Raw genomic sequence first — 782 nt, forward strand, 5'->3', positions numbered from 1 at the left:
ATACAACTCCTGGTTACTTAAGGGGCAATCTTTCAACCATAACCAAATAAACATTGCACCTTCTACTTTATGGATTAAGAAAGGCAGACCCTGAAGTAACTCACATAAAAGGTCGCGCGCTCTTTCAGCTTTAGACAAATAGTAAGGTCTTATTACCTCATTACTTAAGGTGAGTATTCTTTTACTGTCGACTAAATCTTTCGCCATTATGCTGCCGAAGCTACCCGTCGCCAAATTCATAATCGCATTAACTTCCGATAAAGCGCTTATTACCGGCGCATCCGCAATAACGATTCCTGTACGTGCAGCAGGTAAACCGAATTTAGAGAGACTTAGGCACAGGACAATATTTTGGTTCCAGGTTGGTTCTGCATCAGTAAATATAAGGTTTGGAAAAGGCGTGCCGTAAGCACCATCAACAATCAATGGTACTTTATGTTCACGTGCCAACTGGTCTAACTTACTCATCTCTGAGTTTGTAATCACATTTCCCGTCGGATTTGTGGGGCGAGATACGCAGATCGCTCCCGTGCTTTCAGTAATTTGGAACTTCTCGAAGTCGATATGGTATTTAAATGTCTCTGCGTTAATTTCCTCAGTTTTTGGTCTGTTTGATATAAAAAAATCTTCAACCAAACCCGCATCGGAATAGCCAATATATTCGGGAGCAAGTGGTAGCAGAACCTGTTTACTACTACCATCTGAATACTTCCCTGCAAACAAATTGAAGAGCATAAAGAATGCTGCTTGACTGCCGTTTGTTAAAGCAATATTTTGCGGGC

The 782-nt window shown here is 41.3% G+C and carries 1 protein-coding gene; it reads right to left on the reverse strand.

What is annotated here, in order from left to right; all coding sequences use genetic code 11:
• The coding region (locus A3756_RS01330; protein WP_231875448.1) for an aminotransferase class I/II-fold pyridoxal phosphate-dependent enzyme at positions 1-735 on the reverse strand (735 nt) is incomplete at its 3' end.
• Positions 736-782 lie beyond the last annotated feature (47 nt).

The sequence above is a fragment of the Oleiphilus sp. HI0086 genome, assembly GCF_001635225.1.